This window comes from Dyadobacter sp. CY261 (assembly GCF_021440085.1).
Lineage (GTDB): Bacteria > Bacteroidota > Bacteroidia > Cytophagales > Spirosomataceae > Dyadobacter.
In genome coordinates this window covers 194,717-212,467 of the sequence record NZ_JAKCPW010000006.1, presented here as the reverse complement: position 1 = coordinate 212,467, position 17,751 = coordinate 194,717, and the positions used below count along the sequence as shown (strand labels likewise).

At 47.6% G+C, this 17,751-nt stretch carries 17 protein-coding genes; 7 read left to right on the top strand and 10 right to left on the bottom strand.

Going from position 1 to position 17,751, the window contains the following annotated elements; genetic code table 11:
• Positions 1–119: 119 nt before the first annotated feature.
• Together LZD49_RS18155 and LZD49_RS18150 are read right to left on the bottom strand one after the other, a co-directional pair.
• Positions 120–1,463: a Gfo/Idh/MocA family protein gene (locus LZD49_RS18155; protein ID WP_234668996.1), complete on the bottom strand. Its 1,344-nt coding sequence runs from the start codon at positions 1,461–1,463 to the stop codon at positions 120–122.
• 24 nt (positions 1,464–1,487) lie between these two features.
• Complete coding sequence (locus LZD49_RS18150) at positions 1,488–2,468, bottom strand: formylglycine-generating enzyme family protein (protein WP_234668995.1); 981 nt, start codon at positions 2,466–2,468, stop codon at positions 1,488–1,490.
• A gap of 138 nt (positions 2,469–2,606) precedes the next feature.
• On the opposite strand from LZD49_RS18150, the gene LZD49_RS18145 reads away from it, so the two are divergent.
• Positions 2,607–4,502 (top strand): ABC-F family ATP-binding cassette domain-containing protein, encoded by a 1,896-nt coding sequence (locus LZD49_RS18145; protein WP_234668994.1) that lies wholly within the window; start codon positions 2,607–2,609, stop codon positions 4,500–4,502.
• 55 nt (positions 4,503–4,557) lie between these two features.
• Positions 4,558–5,190: a DedA family protein gene (locus LZD49_RS18140; RefSeq protein WP_234668993.1), complete on the top strand. Its 633-nt coding sequence runs from the start codon at positions 4,558–4,560 to the stop codon at positions 5,188–5,190.
• 1 nt (position 5,191) lies between these two features.
• Here LZD49_RS18140 and LZD49_RS18135 read toward each other — a convergent pair whose 3' ends face one another.
• On the bottom strand, positions 5,192–5,461 hold the full coding sequence (locus LZD49_RS18135; protein WP_234668992.1) for a helix-turn-helix domain-containing protein: 270 nt from the start codon (positions 5,459–5,461) through the stop codon (positions 5,192–5,194).
• A gap of 805 nt (positions 5,462–6,266) precedes the next feature.
• Here LZD49_RS18135 and LZD49_RS18130 point away from each other — a divergent pair.
• Positions 6,267–6,746, top strand: a complete 480-nt coding sequence (locus LZD49_RS18130) for a hypothetical protein (RefSeq protein ID WP_234668991.1) — start codon at positions 6,267–6,269, stop codon at positions 6,744–6,746.
• Here the strand turns inward: LZD49_RS18130 and LZD49_RS18125 are convergent.
• A complete protein-coding gene (locus LZD49_RS18125; protein WP_234668990.1) occupies positions 6,707–7,234 on the bottom strand; it encodes a gamma carbonic anhydrase family protein in 528 nt (175 codons plus the stop codon). The genes LZD49_RS18130 and LZD49_RS18125 overlap by 40 nt on opposite strands.
• A gap of 90 nt (positions 7,235–7,324) precedes the next feature.
• Between LZD49_RS18125 and LZD49_RS18120 the strand changes: the two genes are divergently transcribed.
• Positions 7,325–7,885 (top strand): YqgE/AlgH family protein, encoded by a 561-nt coding sequence (locus tag LZD49_RS18120; protein ID WP_234668989.1) that lies wholly within the window; start codon positions 7,325–7,327, stop codon positions 7,883–7,885.
• Between the two features lie 5 nt (positions 7,886–7,890).
• Here LZD49_RS18120 and LZD49_RS18115 read toward each other — a convergent pair whose 3' ends face one another.
• Positions 7,891–8,112, bottom strand: a complete 222-nt coding sequence (locus tag LZD49_RS18115; RefSeq protein WP_234668988.1) for a hypothetical protein — start codon at positions 8,110–8,112, stop codon at positions 7,891–7,893.
• 169 nt (positions 8,113–8,281) lie between these two features.
• On the opposite strand from LZD49_RS18115, the gene LZD49_RS18110 reads away from it, so the two are divergent.
• The 3 genes from LZD49_RS18110 to gcvP all read left to right on the top strand — a co-directional run bounded on the left by LZD49_RS18110 (position 8,282) and on the right by gcvP (position 12,865).
• Positions 8,282–9,538, top strand: a complete 1,257-nt coding sequence (locus LZD49_RS18110; RefSeq protein ID WP_234668987.1) for a metallophosphoesterase — start codon at positions 8,282–8,284, stop codon at positions 9,536–9,538.
• 96 nt (positions 9,539–9,634) lie between these two features.
• Positions 9,635–9,841: a hypothetical protein gene (locus tag LZD49_RS18105; protein WP_234668986.1), complete on the top strand. Its 207-nt coding sequence runs from the start codon at positions 9,635–9,637 to the stop codon at positions 9,839–9,841.
• A gap of 132 nt (positions 9,842–9,973) precedes the next feature.
• The gene (gcvP, locus tag LZD49_RS18100) at positions 9,974–12,865 is read left to right on the top strand and encodes an aminomethyl-transferring glycine dehydrogenase (protein ID WP_234668985.1); all 2,892 of its coding nucleotides are present in this window, start codon (positions 9,974–9,976) and stop codon (positions 12,863–12,865) included.
• A 106-nt stretch (positions 12,866–12,971) separates the two neighbouring features.
• On the opposite strand, the gene LZD49_RS18095 is transcribed toward gcvP, so the two are convergent.
• Genes LZD49_RS18095 through nuoF form a run of 5 tightly spaced genes read right to left on the bottom strand, consistent with a single transcriptional unit; the run spans position 12,972 to position 17,737 of the window.
• Positions 12,972–13,490, bottom strand: a complete 519-nt coding sequence (locus LZD49_RS18095) for an NADH-quinone oxidoreductase subunit J (protein ID WP_234668984.1) — start codon at positions 13,488–13,490, stop codon at positions 12,972–12,974.
• Positions 13,491–13,525: 35 nt separating this feature from the next.
• The gene (locus tag LZD49_RS18090) at positions 13,526–14,119 is read right to left on the bottom strand and encodes an NADH-quinone oxidoreductase subunit I (RefSeq protein WP_234668983.1); all 594 of its coding nucleotides are present in this window, start codon (positions 14,117–14,119) and stop codon (positions 13,526–13,528) included.
• A gap of 16 nt (positions 14,120–14,135) precedes the next feature.
• A complete protein-coding gene (gene nuoH, locus LZD49_RS18085; RefSeq protein ID WP_234668982.1) occupies positions 14,136–15,215 on the bottom strand; it encodes an NADH-quinone oxidoreductase subunit NuoH in 1,080 nt (359 codons plus the stop codon).
• A 35-nt stretch (positions 15,216–15,250) separates the two neighbouring features.
• Positions 15,251–16,366, bottom strand: coding sequence for a 2Fe-2S iron-sulfur cluster-binding protein (locus LZD49_RS18080; RefSeq protein WP_234668981.1), 1,116 nt, complete (start codon positions 16,364–16,366; stop codon positions 15,251–15,253).
• Between the two features lie 30 nt (positions 16,367–16,396).
• Complete coding sequence (gene nuoF, locus LZD49_RS18075) at positions 16,397–17,737, bottom strand: NADH-quinone oxidoreductase subunit NuoF (protein ID WP_234668980.1); 1,341 nt, start codon at positions 17,735–17,737, stop codon at positions 16,397–16,399.
• Between the last annotated feature and the right edge of the window lie 14 nt (positions 17,738–17,751).

The following is a 17,751-nucleotide window of genomic DNA, read 5'->3' as shown; positions in this document are numbered from 1 at the left end:
ATTTCGTTCTACAATAAGTATCGTCAACAATTCTCTAATCGAATATAGGGATTCGCTCTGAGAAATGCTATTGAAACGCAAAATGGCCCTCAGCGGGCCATTTTGCGTTTCAAATTTAATTATATCACCTGAGTCTTACCCGGGATTGCCACCGGATATAGTCCGTCAGGACCAGGCAAAAGTTTCGGAGAGGCATCCCATGCAAGTTTGTCGGGGAATAGGTTAATATCTGAGTTCAATGCTTCTTCCCATTTAATCTGCTTACCTGAATAAGTCGCCATACGCCCCATAATCGCAGTCATGGTGCTTTTCGCGCCGTTTTCAGCATCGGCGAATTTATATTCACCTTTTGCGATCGCAGCGAAGAGTTCGTCGTGCTCTACCTGATAAGGGTTTTTGTCGCCTTTATCATCGTGTTGGTAAATCACGCCTCCTTTGTAGTCTTTCAGCGCGGTTTTCTTGCCATCGAAGCTGTCAATACGTCCTTTCGTTCCTACGAATGCCTCGTCTACACGGTTCCAGGTTCCCTCGAACTGGCGGCATTGGCTCGAAATTACGGTTCCGTCGGCGTAAACCAGGTCAAGCGTGTGGTGATCGAAGATTTCGCCATAAGCTTTTCCGGTGCGTACCTGGCGGCCACCACTTCCCTGGATCGATACAGGATAACCTTTTTTCACCCAGTTGGCTACGTCAATGTTGTGAACGTGCTGCTCCGAAATGTGGTCGCCGCAAAGCCAGTTGAAGTAATACCAGTTTCTCATTTGGTATTCCATTTCAGTCTGGTTGGCTTGGCGCTCCTTCATCCAAGGGCTGCTTCCAACCCAGTATACCTGTCCGCCTACAATATCACCAATCGCACCGTCGTGAATGCGTTTGATCGCCTCACGGTAGTTCGCCTGATAGTGACGTTGCAGACCCACCACCACGTTCAGTTTTTTCTTCTTAGCTTCCTCGGCTACTTCAAGCACTTTGCGGATACCTGGCGCGTCAGTCGCAACCGGCTTTTCCATGAAAATATGCTTGTTGTTTTTCACAGCCTCTTCGAAATGCGAAGGGCGGAAGCCCGGAGGCGTTGCGAGGATTACTACATCTACATCTTTCAAAGAGATGGCCTTCTTGAATGCATCGAAACCTACAAATTTCCGGTCTTCTGGTACATCTACTTTCGTTTTGATGTCAACCGGCTGCCCCGCAGCGTTTTTGTATTTTTTGGCTGTCAGGTTTTTATATGACTCATCTAGACGATCCTTGAAAGCATCAGCCATTGCCACGATCTGCACATTTTGGGAAGTGCTCAATGCCTGTGCAGCGGCACCTGTACCACGACCTCCACATCCGATCAATGCAACTCTGATTGTTTCACCAACTGCACTATTATATCCATAACCCGTGAAAGGGTTTAGGATAGCACCGCCAGCGATCAGGCTCGATGCTTTCAAAAAATTACGTCTGTTTTGTTCCATTTCGAATTAAGAGTTTAAATATGATCAGTAGTCTTCAATCAGTTTAGGGCTGTAATAGGCTTTAATCTCCTCGGGAGAAGGCGTTTTAAGCGGTCTTACAACGCGGAAACCCACAAACGAAGCGCTGGTCATCCACCATTCGCTTTTTGGCAATTGCGGGTCAAGGATTTTCCATTCAGCTTTTGACGCTACGCGGGCTGCGCTGCGGAGATCTGCCGCTTCGTCATCCCATGAGCCACCTCGAACGGAAGTAGGGTAAAGTTCAGTTACAGGCGCAAATGCCTCACCTTTGGGCTGCTTAGTATAGTAATCAGGAATATATTGGTCTAAGGTCCATTCCATTACATTGCCATGCATATCGTGCAAACCCCATGCGTTAGGCTTTTTCAGTCCTACTTTTTTGTAGGCGGCATCGCTGTTTTTGCGGTACCAGGCATATTCATCTATCTTGGCTTCGTCAAATGAATAAGCTGTTTTTGACCCCGCGCGGCAGGCATATTCCCATTCAGCTTCGGTTGGCAGGCGGTAGAAAATACCGGTTTTTTCATACAACCATTTGCAGAAAAAAATCGCCGCATATTGCGTCATATTGATCGCAGGATAACCCGCACGACCCATTCCGAAAGACATATCAACATAAGGAGGACTTGGGCGGGTACTGGCGTCGGTTTTCGCAACGCTTTTGTCTGGATCAGGATGGCGCAACCCCATTTCCTTTTCCATATTCTTAAAAGCGTACAAATCATAAATATCCCAGATCACTTCGGTTTTTCCCATCCAGAAAGGCTCTATTTTCACCTTGTGTTGGGGGCCTTCGTCGGCTCTGCGGCCTTTTTCGCTGGCCGGGCTGCCCATTGTGAACTCGCCACCTGGAATCGCGACCATGTCGTACACCTGAGGGCTACCTCCAATTTTTTGCGTATAACTCTTAAAATTACTGTCCTGCGCTGCTGCTTTGAAACAAAGAAAAACGGTTAAGATTAGGTAAAGGGATTTTTTGGACATGATAATGAATGTGTTCAATGGAACCATCTAACTGAATATAAGCGGCAATATTAGCCTATTTACCCTATGAAAGCGAATTTTTTCTTTGTTGTTTGATATCTGTCCTAACTTTGCATATACAGAATTTGACATTTAATCATGAATTATCTTTCGGCTGAAAATATAGCAAAGTCGTTCGGCGACCGTTGGCTTTTTAAGAACATTAGTTTTGGCATCAGCAAGGGCGACAAAGTCGCCTTGATCGGAACCAACGGAACCGGAAAAACCACATTCCTCAATATCCTCACCGGTAAGATTCCCGCCGACGAGGGCGAGGTGAGCATCCGGAAGGACATCCGTGTCGGTTACCTCGATCAAAGTCCCGCTTTTGATGAATCACTGCCCGTGCTCGAAGTGATCTTTTCTTCCAATAATCCTGTGGCGCAAGTGGTGAAACGTTACGAGCACGCCATTGAAACCGATAACCACGACGAACTCGCGGACGTGATGGAGGATATGGACAAGTTCAATGCATGGGATTTTGAATATCGGACAAAGGAAGTTCTTGGTCGCCTGGGTATTCACCATACCGACAATGCTTACGGCACACTTTCCGGAGGTCAGCGTAAGCGGGTTGCATTGGCGAAAGTGCTTCTCGAAGATCCGGACCTGCTCATTCTCGATGAGCCAACCAACCACCTCGACCTCGAAACCGTCGAATGGCTGGAAGAATATCTCAATACGTCCAATACGACATTATTGGTAGTAACGCACGATCGTTACTTTCTCGACACGGTTTGTAACCAGATGCTCGAACTTGACCATGGTTCGGCGTACAGTTATAAAGGGAACTACTCCTATTTCCTCGAAAAAAAGGCAGAAAGGGAAGAGCTGGAAGCCGCGACCATTGATAAGGCCCGCAACCTCATGCGCAAGGAGCTGGAATGGATCAGAAAACAACCTAAGGCACGGGGCACGAAAGCCAAATACCGCGTTGATGCCTTCGAGGATTTGAAGGAAAAGGCAAGTCAGAAAAAGGTCGACGTGCAAATGGAGCTGAACGTGCGGACGTCGCGTCTCGGCAGCAAAATTATTGAGCTCGAAAATATCAGTAAAGGTTTCGGAGAACGGGAGTTGATCAAGGACTTCGAATATACTTTCCGTAAAGGTGATCGCATTGGTGTGGTTGGAAAAAATGGGATGGGTAAATCGACGCTGCTGAATATGATTACCGGCGAATTGCAGCCTGATAAAGGCAAGATTTCCACCGGCGAAACCGTGCAATTTGGTTATTACAAGCAAACGGACCTTGTTTTTAATGAGAACCAGCGTGTTATAGATATTGTGAAGGATGTAGCGGAGGTGGTTCAGCTTGGGACCGGCGAGACCGTTACTGTCGGACATTTGTTGCAGGCATTCCTGTTTTCGCCTTCCAAACAATATGATTTTATTTCCAAGTTGAGTGGGGGAGAAAAGCGACGTTTGCAGCTTTTATTAATCCTGATCAAACAGCCCAACTTCCTGATCCTCGATGAACCTACGAACGACCTGGATATAGATAGTTTGAATGTCCTGGAAGAGTTTCTGCTCAATTTCCCAGGCTGTATAATGATCGTCTCCCACGACCGTTACTTCCTCGACCGATTGGTGCAGCACATTTTTGTGTTTGACGGCAATGGTAAGATCAGTGATTTTCCGGGTAACTACACCGAGCTGCGTGATTATCAGGATGAGCAGGAGGCTGAAAAGAAGCTGGCCGCTAATGGCAATGCGCTGAAGACTGCTGTTCCTATTGTAGTTGCGCCTAAAGAGCAGGTAGCAGTGGCAGCGGCAACTACATCAAAGCGAAAGTTGAGCTACAAAGAGCAAAAGGAAATGGAGCAACTTGAAGCGGATATTGCCAAACTCGAACAATCGAAGGTGAAGTTGGTAGAAAATCTGAACAAGGGCGGCTCACACGAGGAGCTGGCGAAGTGGTCCAAGCAGATCGAGGAGATTACCGGTAGTCAGGAGGAGAAGGAGTTGCGCTGGCTGGAACTATCGGAAAATGCTTAGTTTTAAAAGTCAACAAGCCGGAGCCCGCGGGTAGGCCGATTTTAGATTACAGATTATGGATTCAATTGTCGAGTTTTTCCAGTATATTCTTAATTCAGAGGAAATCATCCGAACTGGCGGGCTTCTGGTGATAACCTTTATTGTATTTGCGGAAAACGGTCTGTTTTTCGCATTTTTCCTGCCCGGAGATTACCTTGTATTTCTCGCCGGCGTGTTCTGCGGTACCGGTATTCTCGACGTACCAATCCTTATTTTGCTGATCAGCATGTTAACCGCAGCGGTTTTGGGATCGTTGGTGGGCTATATTTTCGGCAAATATTTCGGAGATATGTTTCAAAACAGAAAGGATTCTTTCTTTTTCAAGAAGAAGCATATTGAAACCACCCGTAAATACTTTGAAAAATACGGCAGCCGGACCTTGATTATCAGCCGGTTTTTGCCCATTGTTCGCACATTTGCCCCCATTCTCGCAGGACTTGTAAAAATGTCGTTCCCTGCATTTCTGATCAATAATGTTGTGGGTGGTGCTATCTGGATCTTTACATTGACTGGGGGAGGCTTTCTGTTTGGAGAGAGATTCCCCTGGATCGTGGACTATGTGCAGTATATCATCCTCTTCTTCCTGGCGATTACCACTTTTACCGTGATCAAAGGCTATTTGAATGCCCGGAAAGGGATGGCTGAGTGATTTAAACTGGGGCAGGCAAAGAGTTTCCCTTCTTGGAAACTCTTTGTTTTGGCAAGGCTGACTTGCCCTTAAATAATACCGCCACCACGAGCGAGATATCAAGCTGTAAGGTTACGGCCAGCTTTTGCAATATCTCAATATCCAACTTCCGTTTATTGTTTTCGATCCTGTTAACGACCGAGGCAGACACATTCAAACTAACTCCCAGCGCTTCCTGGGAAAGGCCTGCCCATTCTCTCAACTTTCTGAAATTACTTCCGAAATCTATCATAGTGTGCTTCGTTCTGAGTGACTTGGCAAATTTAGCGGCTTTTTGAAATCGCCAAACATCTTGCCACCGTTCCTCTGAATTATGTGCGGAAACCGCAATGTCTCCTGCACTTTCCGCAACAGCACGAGGGAAGTAATTCACTTGCTTTGTGAGGTAGTTTCACATAGCGTAACGTCAGATGGGTTCTTCATCAACAAACTTAAAAACCACACGAGAGGCGGCATTTCGCAGCCGTTTCAATGCGATTCCTATTAGTGATCTCCGGTCATTTTCTATTGGATTGAGGTCACTAGATTTGTCAATTGCATCCTACAACTATTAGCCCATGAACAAAACAAACATCTATTCCATTCATCTCTTATTAACTGTATTCGCATTTTGTGCCGCGTCAGTTATTATTTCGTCTTGTGGCAAATACAATGATGAAATATCCCCATCGTCTAACGCAAAAGCACCTGAGGACGCCAGTGATGCATATGCGAAATTGTCCTACGACAACATCGGTGCGTTGGATTGTTCGACTTATGGCACACTCTATGGTGCTATAATTGGAGTTCCTTTCGCAGGCGTCGGTACACTCGCAGCCGCTGGCACTTGTGTTCTCGGTTTCGTTGGTCTGATTGATGGAATCGACAGGTGCATGAAGGGTAATTACGTCTGCCTTGTCTCGTGTATCTGACAAATGGAAAGACTTATTAAACTATCAATGTCGAAAATGCAGAGCCTAAGCAACCACTACTTATTATCGGTTTGCATATGCTTGTCGCTCGCTTTTTCAGCCGCCTCGGCACAGAAGCCGTTCTTCTTGATACAGTCAGTCAAAACACAGAAAATAATCAAGGTAAAAAGAGGCCAGTTTTTACAATGCATTCAGAAGAACTCGTTCGGGCAGGAATCGTTTGTGTTCGGAGAGGTAACTACAATTCGGCATGATGGGGTAATACTTAGGGAAAATCCTTTCATCCGCGGAAGTGGTGGCTTTGTATTCTATGAGGACATTGTTAATATCGACAAAATCAAGATCATTAAAAGAACGATGCTGTCGGCATCTATCTGCGGTATTGCACTTGGAGAATTGACGGTCGCTTTTTCCCTGACTAAGAAAATTATGGGACCGGTCTCGGGTATTGCCACATATTTTGTCCTGGATCGCGCAGTGAGGCGAAAAAGCAAGTCGCTTTTTAATAACCGCGTGCCGGAAATGGTCATTCTCGTTCCCCCGGGCGTAGGAATTCAGGATGACCATTATTTCGAGCCCTCTTCTTCCTTAAACCATCCCGAGTAAACCAGATAGTTATTCGCAGTCCGGTCGATAGCTGCATTCAATTCAGGCGACACGTCTTTCAGGTATTTGGCAGGATTTCCGGCGTAGATCGTTCCTGGCGGTACTTTGGTACCCTGGGTAACGATTGCGCCTGCCGCTACTATGGCTCCTTCTCCTACAATGGCCCCATCCATAACGATCGCGCCCATTCCTATTAGTACGTGGTCTTCAATCGTGCAGCCGTGGACAATGGCGTTGTGTGCGATGGACACATAATTTCCAATCGTGGTGGCAAACCGTTGGTAGGTGCAATGTATCACGGCACCGTCCTGTACATTGGAATGATGGCCGATGCGGATGCTGTTCACATCCCCGCGGATCACCGCATTAAACCATACAGTACAATTTTCGCCCATCACTACATCGCCCACAATTGTGGCGTTTTCTGCAAACCAGCAACTCTCGTGAAAGGTTGGATGATGTCCCCGAACAGCTTTTATTAATGCCATGATCTTATTTTTATTATATTTTGGGCAATATCAGGTTTTCAGTGCGAAAAATAAATATATTTCGTTGTTGAATTAACAATCTGTCAGGTTATGCCGTCAGCCTCAAAAGTTTCAAAAGGAAGCCTGCTCATCGCCAAGCCCTTTCTGGGCGATCCCAATTTTGAAAGGGGGGTAATCCTTATGTGCGAGCATAATGAACAGGGTAGTTTTGGTTTTGTTTTGAACCAAACTACCGATCTTTTCCTTGGAGATGTTTTGGAAGAGACTATTTATCAGGATATTACGCTGCATTTGGGCGGGCCAGTCGAGAAAAACACCCTGCATTTTATACATCGTCGTCCCGACCTTGTTACGGGCGGCACGGAAATCATGAAGAATGTTTACTGGGGAGGTGATTTCGGGAACGTAAAGACACTCCTGAACCTGAATACGCTGAAACAGGAAGATGTAATGTTCTTTATAGGTTATTCCGGGTGGAGCGGTGGGCAGCTCGATGAAGAGATCAAACAAGATTCGTGGATCATTTCGAGCACAAGCTCCGATTTTCTTTTTTCGACGCCCCCGGGCAACTTCTGGCGTGAAATCCTGCGTAACATGGGGGGAGAATATCGCTCCATGGCCCACTATCCGATCGATCCACGGCTGAACTAATGCGGTTAATTAGGCCGGTTCAGGCCTTTCACTGATTCGTAATCCGACTTGATGCGCGCAACCTCATGGGTGAGGAAATGTTGTAACTCTTCGTTGAAAATTTTCTTTTCATCTTCTGGAAGTGAAGCGTATAAATCCTTCAATTCCTGATTAATCTCCGCTCTTTCCTGGTCGGTAGCCGCATTCATCGAGCGAATGTGGAACCGTTTGAAATCATATTTAGTCATAACTAGTGTAGATAAGCTGCAAAAATACCAAAAACCATTTAGCTGCTAAAATTAACCTTCAACACATCTATTCACCCTTTTCTGTACAAACACCAAGATTCCAGGCCGCGTGCTGAACGTGAAAGGTTTTGGATATGTTTGTCGTTGATATGACAACGATCATCCCAAAATGAATAGAACCTTCTTTTTTATCATACTTACATTCGTCCTTTTTGCCATCGACTGGTATGTCTGGCAAGGCTTGAAACTGGCCATTCGCGGCCTCGCTCCCTTAACACAGCGATGGATAGGCGGTGCATATTGGGCGCTTACATTGATGACTCTTGGTGCTTATATTGGAATGCAGTTGCTTCCGCCGGATTATTTTAAAAGTACGACCCGGACCTTTGTTGTCGCATTCATCGCGATCCCTTATCTGTCGAAATTGCTAGCGGTTGCTATCCTGCTTATTGACGACGTGCGCCGGTTTTTTCAATGGATTGTGAGCTTTTTTGTGCCTTCGGCGGCAACACCCTCTCCCGAAACAGGCGAGCCGGTAATCCCTCGTTCGCAGTTTCTGGCAACAACCGCCGTGGTTGCCGGTACAGGCTTGTTAGGCACTTTTGCTTATGGAATATTGTCGGGAGCTCACGATTACCGAGTCCGTCGCGTAAAAGTTCCGCTAAAAAACCTTCCCCGACAGTTTCACGGAATAAAAATTGCCCAGCTTTCGGACATCCATTCGGGTAGTTTTTTTAATAAAACCGCCGTGAAGGGCGGCGTCGAAATGCTGATGAAAGAAAAACCGGACATCGCCTTCTTCACCGGCGATCTCGTGAATGACCGGGCAATGGAAGTGAAGGATTACATTAACATATTCGACAAAGTGAAAGCGCCACTGGGCGTGCACTCGATTTTAGGAAATCACGATTATGGCGACTACTTCCAATGGCATGACGCCCAATCGAAAGCCAACAACCTCGCAGATTTGAAAAAGGCACACGAACTCCTCGGCTGGAACCTAATGCTCGATGAAAACCAGGCCATTAAGGTCGACGGCGAGTCAATTGGATTAATCGGTATTCAAAACTGGGGAGCTGGAAATTTTGCCAAATATGGGAATCTTGAGAAAGCCTACGAGCATACCGAAGATTACCCCGTAAAGATATTGCTCTCACACGATCCCAGCCACTGGGAAGCGCAGGTTTTACCGAAATACAAGGACATAGACCTAGCGCTCGCGGGACACACGCACGGGATGCAGTTTGGCGTGGAAATTGGGAAGTTAAAATGGAGCCCGGTACAATATCGTTACAAGCAATGGGCGGGGCTTTATGAGGAAAACGATCAGTATTTGTATGTCAACCGTGGATTTGGCTATCTTGGTTATCCGGGCCGTGTGGGTATTCTCCCCGAAATCACGATCCTGGAATTGGTAAAGGCGTAAAATATTCGGAAAATTGCGAAAGGGTTGGCGCAATGCATACCGAAAACAGGTTGCATTGCGTTCCCTTAGTAACCTTTGACGATCCAACGTATGAAAATGTGGAAGAAAATGACTCCCTGGCTGCTGGTACTTGCATTAATGTGCAGTATTTCCGGCGTACAAACGGTGTCGGCGGCACCGGATACCGCCAAAGTGGAATTATTTGGTAAAAAGAAAAAGTTCAAGGGTTACAAAAAGCCGAGGTCCAAGAAATTCCTGGGAATATTCAAGCGGAAAACAGATTGCGGTTGCCCTAACCACTAGGAACTTCCTACTGTTACATTTTGTACATATTCAAGAGTAAGCATAGCCATCGATCTCTGAGAGATTTGCTTGGATTTGCTTACTTTTGTATTTTAAAAATCACCTAATAGCGGCATTCTCAGCCTAACTTGAATGAAAGTTAATCTTCGAAACCAGGACAAGTTTGAAAACCGTCACCACGGTAAAGATGAACAGGAATTGCAGGAAATGTTGAAGACCATCGGAGCCGGATCAGTGGATGAACTGATTGATCAAACTCTGCCTTCTGCGATTCGTCTACAAAAACCATTGAACTTGCCGCGACCGAAATCGGAGCAGGAGTTCTTACAATATATCAAGAGAATAGCCGCGAAAAACGCCGTGCTGAAATCGTACATCGGCACTGGCTACTACGACACCATCACACCGAATGTCATCCTGAGGAACATTCTCGAAAACCCGGCCTGGTACACCGCTTATACACCTTATCAGGCGGAAATCGCGCAGGGACGGCTTGAAATGCTCCTGAATTTCCAGACAGTTGTTACCGACCTGACGGGAATGGAGATCGCCAATGCATCGCTACTCGATGAGGCAACGGCAGCGGCTGAGGCTATGACAATGCTTTATGCCGCCAAAGCAGGTACGAGAAAGAAGGCCAATACATTCTTCGTCTCGGAACTTTGCCACCCGCAAACCATCGACCTGATTTACACCCGCGCAAAGCCTATCGGTATCGACGTTGTGGTTGGAAATCACGCAACACTTGATCTTACAGACGAGCATATTTACGCGGCGCTCGTTCAATATCCTGCTACCAACGGCGAGGTGATCGATTATACCGATTTTATTGCGGCGGCACATGAGCTGAATATCACCGTGGCCGTGGCGGCAGATCTGCTCGCATTGACGCTCCTGAAATCTCCGGGTGAAATGGGTGCGGATGTTGTGATCGGTTCTTCGCAGCGTTTCGGGGTACCAATGGGTTACGGCGGACCGCATGCGGCTTATTTTGCTACCAAAGATGCTTATAAACGTCAGATCCCGGGCCGGATCATTGGCGTTTCGGTAGATGGTGAGGGAAATCGTGCATTGCGCATGGCATTGCAAACCCGTGAGCAGCATATCCGTCGCGAAAAGGCCACTTCCAATATTTGTACCGCACAGGTATTGCTGGCTGTGATTGCAGGGGCCTATTCGGTATACCACGGGCCCGAGGGCATCAAAGGCATCGCGGCGCGTGTGCACGGGCTTACGCGTTTGTTTGTGGATACAGTTAGGAAATTCAATTATGAGGTTGTTACCGGAAATTATTTCGATACCGTAACGATCAATACGCCACTGACCCGCAAATTACGCGAGCAGGCATTGAAATGGGGCATAAACCTCAAATATCGTGGCGATGCAAGCCTTTCGGTTTCTTTCGATGAAGCCAAGACTTTCGATGATGTGATCGCATTGCTGAATGTATTTGCAGAAGTTTCGGGGTATCAGGGCGAAATGGTGATCGATGAAGAGCTCGAAATATCGATTCCTGAAAACCTCGTGAGAACATCGGAATACCTTACACACCCCGTATTCAACACACACCACACCGAGCATGAAATGCTGCGTTACCTGAAATCCCTGGAAAACAAGGACCTTTCATTGGTACATTCCATGATCTCGCTCGGTAGCTGCACCATGAAACTTAATGCAACAGCCGAAATGATCCCATTGACGTGGCCTGAATTCGGTGGGGTGCACCCATTTGCGCCAACCAACCAGGTAGGTGGTTACGCGCAGCTGGTTAGCGAATTGAATATCTGGCTTTGCGAAATCACCGGTTTTGCTGCCATGTCGTTCCAACCAAACTCAGGTGCGCAAGGCGAATATGCAGGCTTGATGGCCATTCGGGCCTATCACGAAAGCCGAGACGAGGCACACCGTAATGTGGCGCTGATACCATCGTCGGCACACGGTACCAACCCGGCTTCGGCTGTCATGGCAGGAATGAAAGTGGTTGTTACAAAATGTGACGAGCGTGGTAATATCGATGTGGAAGATTTGCGTGCGAAAGCGGAGCAATATGCCAGCGAACTGTCCTGTCTGATGGTAACCTATCCCTCTACACATGGTGTTTATGAAGAAAGTATTATTGAAATCTGCTCGATGATCCATTCATTCGGCGGGCAGGTTTATATGGATGGTGCGAACATGAATGCACAGGTTGGCCTTACCAGTCCAGCCAGCATTGGTGCTGACGTTTGCCACCTCAATTTGCACAAAACATTCTGTATCCCTCATGGCGGCGGCGGCCCTGGTGTAGGACCGATCGGCGTGGCGGAGCATTTGATGCCCTTCCTGCCAGGCCATGTGAATTTTAGCACCCAGCCTGATTATTTACCAGCCGGACAGGCCGGAGCCGTTTCCGCAGCACCTTACGGCAGCGCCAGTATCCTTACGATATCTTACGCTTACATTGCGATGATGGGCGGTGAAGGACTTACAAATGCCACGAAGTATGCTATTCTGAATGCCAACTACATTAAGGAGCGCCTAAGCGGGCATTACGAAGTGCTTTACACCGGCACAAACGGCCGTTGTGCTCACGAAATGATCGTCGACTGCCGTGCATTCAAAGCGTCGGGTGTAGAAGCGGAGGATTTAGCAAAACGTTTGATGGACTACGGTTTCCACGCACCAACGCTCTCATTCCCGGTTGCAGGCACATTGATGATCGAACCGACGGAATCTGAGTCGAAAGCCGAACTCGACCGTTTCTGCGATGCGATGATTGCCATCCGAAATGAGATCCGTGAAGTAGAAGAAGGCGTGGCTGATCGCACAGACAACGTTTTGAAGAACGCACCGCACACTTCACGCGTATTGCTCGCAGAAAATTGGACACGCTCTTACAGCCGCGAAAAAGCCGCATTCCCGCTTCCATACCTGCGCTTCAACAAGTTCTGGCCAAGCGTAAGCCGCGTGGACAGCGCCTATGGTGATCGCAACCTGATCTGCTCATGTATACCGGTTGAGGCATACTCGGAAGTAGAGGCCTAACATACGGGTCATAGATACACAAAAAGAGGCTCGCAAGAGCCTCTTTTTGTGTATAACCCAAGCGATAACGCTTGGGTTGGATGATATATCAGCTAGATTGTATCTCCTAGAAATGCCGCTCACCGATCTCTCTCTTACCCAGCAACACAGCTCCAACCATTGCTACAAGCAAAAGAATAGATGCCAGCTCAAAAGGCAGCAAATACTCCCGGAAAAGCATGTGGCCCAGGCTTTCGATCATCCCGATCTGTGAATCATATGTTTGCGGATTAAACGGCTCAATAGCCGTTTTGCGGTAAGCTCCGAAAAGGATCACAAATACCGTCCCGCCTACAATCGTGGCCGCTATTTTGGTCAGATTGGTTTTCGACTCTTCCTGATCCTGCTTCATATTCAAGAACATGATTACAAAAAGGAAAAGTACCATGATAGCCCCTGCGTACACAATAATGTTCACGGCAGCCAAAAACTGCGCATTGAGCAGAATGTAATGACCCGACAGCGTAAAGAACGTCAGGATCAAATACAGAACGCTGTGAATGGGGTTACGCGATACCACGACCATCACCGCGCTCAGGATAGTCAGGAATGATAGGAAGTAAAAAAATGATACTACTGAATTCATAATGTTTGTAACTGCTGATAGTCTTGGTTTACCGATCAGGGAATGGCTCTTGGAACAACGTTGGTAGCTTCGCCGTTGGCCCTTTTGGCATCGAGCACGTGTGCTTCTTCCTTAGTCCAGGCTTCGCGGGTGTAGCGGTTGTTCATATCTTCCACGAGGAGGTCTTTACCCCAGATCACCTGGTCGCGTTCCGTAAATACAGGAACGAACTCGTCGTGGCGCAGGTAAACGGCCTGCTTCGGGCAAGCTTCCTCGCAGAGTCCGCAGAAAATGCAGCGCAGCATATTTACCTCATAAACTGCGGCATATTTCTCTTCACGGTACAGATTCTCTTCGCCTTTCTGACGCTCCGAAGCTACCATTGAGATCGCTTCCGCAGGACACGCTACTGCACACAAACCACAGGCAGTGCACCGCTCCCGTCCTTCGGCGTCTCTTTTCAGGATATGTCTTCCCCGAAATACGGGACCAAGGTAGCGTTTTACTTCAGGATATTGAATCGTTACTTTCTTGGCAAAAAAGTGCTTGATCGTAATCGCGAGACCTGTTGCAATAGCAGGCAGGTAGGCGCGCTCCGCCAGCGTCATTTGTTTATTGCTTACTTGCTTTGAGCGATTTGTCAATTGCATGGCAATACGATTTTAATTAATTTAACCACGCGGTGATCACAGGCTTCAAGAAAAGCACCGCAGCACCGGTAATCAGGATGTTAAGAATAGCAAGAGGGATCAGCTTTTTCCAGCCCAGGTTCATCAACTGGTCGTAACGGAAACGGGGGATTGTCCAACGTACCCACATGTAAAAGAACACGAAGAACAATGCTTTTCCAAAGAAAACAGCCGTTCCGATCAGCGTCGCGATATTGTGACCTGTTTCAGTACCTAATGCATTAACCAGCTGATTATACACGAAATCCATTCCAGGGTAGTTGTAGCCACCGAAGTAAAGTACTGAAATGATCGCCGAGGAAATGAACATGTTGATGTATTCAGCGAACAAGTAGAAACCGAGTTTCATACTGCCGTATTCGGTGTGATAACCACCTACAAGTTCGGTTTCACATTCAGGAAGATCGAAAGGCACACGGTTACATTCCGCGAATGAGCAGGTAATGAAAATGATAAAACCCAGGGGCTGATAGAAAATATTCCAATTCATACCGTGCTGCTGCGACACAATTTCACCCAATGAAAGCGAGCTGCTCATCATCAGGATGGCGATCAGCGAAAGGCCCATTGCAACTTCGTAGCTAATGTTCTGTGAAGCTGCACGAATTGCACCCAGCAATGAGAACTTGTTGTTCGAAGCCCAACCGCCGACCATAATGCCGTAAACGCCCAAAGCTACAACGCCAAAAACATACAGGATGCCAATATTAGATTCCACGCCTTGCAATGGCACTTCATGCCCAGCCACGCGAATGGTGCTACCAAAGGGAATAACTGCGCTCGCGAGCATTGCTGTAAGCATGGCCAAGCTTGGTCCGGCGATAAACAGCCATTTGTTGGCCAATGCTGGAATAAAGTCTTCTTTGAAAAACATCTTGCCCGCATCCGCCAAAGGTTGCAATAAGCCCCCCCAGCCGGCGCGGTTAGGTCCGCTACGATCCTGTATGAAGCCCGCCACTTTTCGTTCCGCCCATGTGGAGTACATGGCGATGACCAGTGTTGCTACGAAAACAGCGAATATGGTTGCGGTTTTAACAAGAAATTCGGTTAAATCCATTTGAAAGCAAATTAGGTTAGCTGCTTAGCTGGTTGTTAGTTATTGTTCGCCAAAAGTGAACGATGGTTCGCCTTGTCGTTATTTTCAATGCTTTGGTGACGGATCGTTTCTTCGTCGGTCGTGTAAGGACGCGAGTCGTCAATCGGCTTAAACTGCGTCGCTGCCAGTTTCAATGCAAAATCAGGCTTTGCAACCAGGTCTTTGCGGTATTTGTTGGCAGAAATCACCGAGCTTCGTTTTACTTTCGTTGGTCCATCCAATACCCAGTCGCTTGTTTGTTTTTTCTCAAAACGGCAGGTATTACAGATGAAGTCGTTCACTTCGCCCCAGGTATTCTTGCGAGCCGTCACGCGGATCACCTCGTCGCCGCGGTACCATAATGTCACCTTGCCGCAGCATTTGTCACAATCGCGGTGCGCATCTTCCGGCTTGGTAAACCACACGCGGTTTTTGAAGCGGAAAGTTTTATCGGTCAATGCGCCTACGGGGCAAACGTCGATCACGTTTCCGGAGAAGTCATTATCGATCGCCTTTTCAATGTAGGTGCTGATTTCGGAAGCATCCCCGCGATTCATTACGCCGTGAACACGTCCTTCGGTGATCTGATCGGCGGTGTACACGCAGCGGTAGCACAGGATGCAGCGTGTCATGTGCAGCTGCACATGCGGACCGATATCGATTTTATCGAATGTCCTTCTTTCTTCCTCGTAACGGGTTTTCACCGAACCATGCTCAAATGCGAAATCCTGCAAATGACATTCACCAGCCTGGTCGCAAATAGGGCAGTCGAGCGGGTGGTTGATGAGCAGGAATTCCACAATGCTTTTGCGGGTGTCGAGTACGGCCGGATTGGTCGTATTTTCAACCACCATTCCATCCTGAACCTGTGTAATACAAGAAGGAACAAGTTTCGGCATCGGGCGGGGATCTTTGGCAGAACCTGCGGATACCCTTACCAGACAAGCACGGCATTTACCTCCGGAAACCGGAAGTGGTTTATAGTAACACATAGCCGGAGGAACAAGATGTCCCTGGCTATCATCTGCTTCGGCGATTTTGCGCGCCGCCTGCATGATGGTAGTCCCGGGTTCTACTTCAACCTCGATGCCATCGAATGTAATTTTCAATAATTGGGGTTTAACTTCTTCCATGTCCAATCCTGTACAATGTTCTGAGATCTGTTACACCAGGGCCATTTCACCCATGTATACCGCGCCGGGCTGGGTAGCTTCCTGCGGGTGGGTGATATGCCATACAAATTCGTCGCGGAAATGGCGGATCGCGCTGGCTACGGGCCAGGCCGCCGCATCGCCGAGCGGACAAATGGTGTTACCTTCTATTTTCTTTGAAATATCGACGAGCAAATCGATGTCGTGCATACTGCCATGACCGTGCTCAATGCGGTGGAGGACTTTCTCCATCCAGCCAGTTCCTTCCCGGCAGGGACTGCATTGGCCGCAGGATTCGTGGTGGTAAAAGCGTGAGAAATTCCAGGTGTTGCGAACGATACAAGCTGTTTCGTCAAAAACGATAAACCCGCCCGATCCGAGCATGGTGCCTGTCGCAAAACCACCGTCCGAAAGAGATTCGTAAGTCATCAGCCGATCTTCACCAGCCGCTGTCTTCGTAATGAGGTTTGCAGGAAGAATGGGTACAGAAGACCCGCCGGCAACCAATGCTTTCAAATAGTGACCTTTACGGACACCACCGCAATACTCATCCGAATTAAGGAATTCTTCCACGCTCACACCCAACTCTATTTCATACACGCCAGGCTTTTGAATATGTCCTGAGGCTGAAATAAGTTTAGTTCCGGTACTTCTGCCAATGCCAATAGTCGCATAAGCGTCACCACCATTATTGATAATCCAGGGCATATTGGAGATAGACTCCACGTTGTTCACTACTGTCGGGCTTTGGTAAAGGCCTTTTACAGCAGGGAATGGCGGTTTGTTTCTTGGATTACCTCTTTTTCCTTCAAGCGATTCCAGCAATGCAGTTTCTTCACCACAGATATAAGCGCCGCCTCCGGGTTGTACAACCAGTTCAAGGTCATAGCCTGAGCCAAGGATATTTTTACCTAAAAACCCTTGTGCTTTCGCTTCAGCAATGGCTTTTTCCAAAATCCGGATCACATACATCAGCTCGCCGCGGACATAAATGAAGGACTTGTTAGCGCCTAATGCGAAGCTGGAAATGATCATTCCCTCGATCAGAAGGTGGGGAATGCATTTCATTAAATGGTGGTCTTTGAAGGTACCCGGCTCCGATTCATCGGCATTACAAACCAGGTAACGGGGAACGCCCTCGGGCTTGGCCAGGAAGCCCCATTTCATTCCCATCGGGAAACCAGCACCACCACGACCGCGTACGCCTGATTTTTTCGCTTCTTCCACCACCTCTTCCGGGGTCATGGTTTTGATAGCCTTTTCAACGGCAGTATAGCCTCCCTGTTTACGATAAACATCGAAGGTTTCGATACCGGGGACATTAATATGCTCCGTTAAAATTTTTCTAGCCATTTGAGGATAATATT